Consider the following 1,346-nt stretch of genomic DNA (forward strand, 5'->3'; position numbering starts at 1 on the left):
CCTCACCTGCCTACCGGCATCCTCTCCCCGTATAGTGACGGGGAGAGGGGCGCTCATCGACGGTTTCGCCAATCATCGGTGTTGCAGATAGAAACGCCAGCGTCGCGGCCAGTTGCTCTCTCCCCGTTTTGCGGGGAGAGATGTCCGGCAGGACAGTGAGGGGCAGCGCTGACGGTAAGATTCCGCATTCGGCGCACGCGAATGTGCGTCGCGCCGCACTATTTGATGCAATAGACTGATCCCTATGGAAGCCACGAGGAGTGCAACCATGACCAACATCAAGATTTCAAACCGTTCGCTCGGCTTTGTCAAAGGCGCCCTCGCCGCGCTTGCACTTGCCGCAGCGGGCGCCGCCTTCTGGCTGACGCCGGCGGTTTCGGCCGAGGACGCGGTGAAGATCCCGCCGCCGGCAATCGACGAGAAGGCGGCCGCCGGCACTGAAAAGGCAATCTTCGCCGGCGGCTGCTTCTGGGGCGTGCAGGGCGTCTTCCAGCACGTCAAGGGGGTCACCAGGGCTGTCTCCGGCTACTCCGGCGGCGACAAGGACACCGCCGTCTACGAGACGGTCGGCTCAGGCCGCACCGGGCATGCCGAATCCGTCGAGATCACCTACGATCCATCGAAGGTGACCTATGGCCAGCTGCTGCAGGTCTATTTCTCGGTCGCCCACAACCCGACCCAGCTGAATTTCCAGGGTCCGGACTCCGGCACGCAATACCGCTCGACGATCTTCGCCGAAAACGATGCACAGAAGAAGATCGCGCAAAGCTACATCGCCCAGCTCGACCAGGCCAAGGTGTTCCCGGAGCCGATCGTCACCACGCTGGAAACCGGCAAGACCTTCTATCCGGCCGAGAATTACCATCAGGATTTCCTGACGCTGAACCCGACCTATCCCTACATCGTCTACAACGACCTGCCCAAGGTGGCGAATTTGAAGGCGCTGTTCCCGGCGCTCTACAGCGACAAGCCGGTGCTGGTGCTGTCGGCGAGCAATTGAGCTGAGCGCTGTTAATCTCCCCCTTGAGGGGGAGATGGCCGCGAAGCGGCCAGAGGGGGTCGGCTCGACCGGTCTCGGCCTCTTGCGCCAGAATGAGGTTAGCGCTCTCCGTGTGGCGACCCCCTCTGTCGCCTTCGGCGACATCTCCCCCTCGAGGGGGGAGATTAGCTCCCGCCATCCCCTTCAATCATACGTCAGATCCGTCGCCTTGCCGCCGAACACCCGGTAGGCATAGAACGAATAGAAGATGATGACCGGCAGCACGACCACGGTGCCGGCGAGGATGATGGCCAGGCTCTCCGGCGCGGAAGCCGCCTGCCAGATGGTCAGGCGATCGGGCACCACG

Annotated in this window: 2 protein-coding genes; one reads left to right on the forward strand and one right to left on the reverse strand. The window is 62.7% G+C overall.

From position 1 onward, the window contains the following. Positions 1–268 precede the first annotated feature (268 nt). Positions 269–1,000: a peptide-methionine (S)-S-oxide reductase MsrA gene (msrA, locus tag EN893_RS34120; RefSeq protein WP_127268581.1), complete on the forward strand. Its 732-nt coding sequence runs from the start codon at positions 269–271 to the stop codon at positions 998–1,000. Positions 1,001–1,183: 183 nt separating this feature from the next. On the opposite strand, the gene EN893_RS34125 is transcribed toward msrA, so the two are convergent. Then, the coding region (locus tag EN893_RS34125) for a cytochrome d ubiquinol oxidase subunit II (protein ID WP_206640241.1) at positions 1,184–1,346 on the reverse strand (163 nt) is incomplete at its 5' end.

The sequence above is a fragment of the Mesorhizobium sp. M7A.F.Ca.CA.004.04.2.1 genome, from assembly GCF_004022825.1.
GTDB lineage: Bacteria > Pseudomonadota > Alphaproteobacteria > Rhizobiales > Rhizobiaceae > Mesorhizobium.

Excerpts from the sequence above, each read along its gene's own strand:
- msrA (WP_127268581.1), top strand. The coding sequence starts at position 269 with ATGACCAACATCAAGATTTCAAACCGTTCGCTCGGCTTTGTCAAAGGC.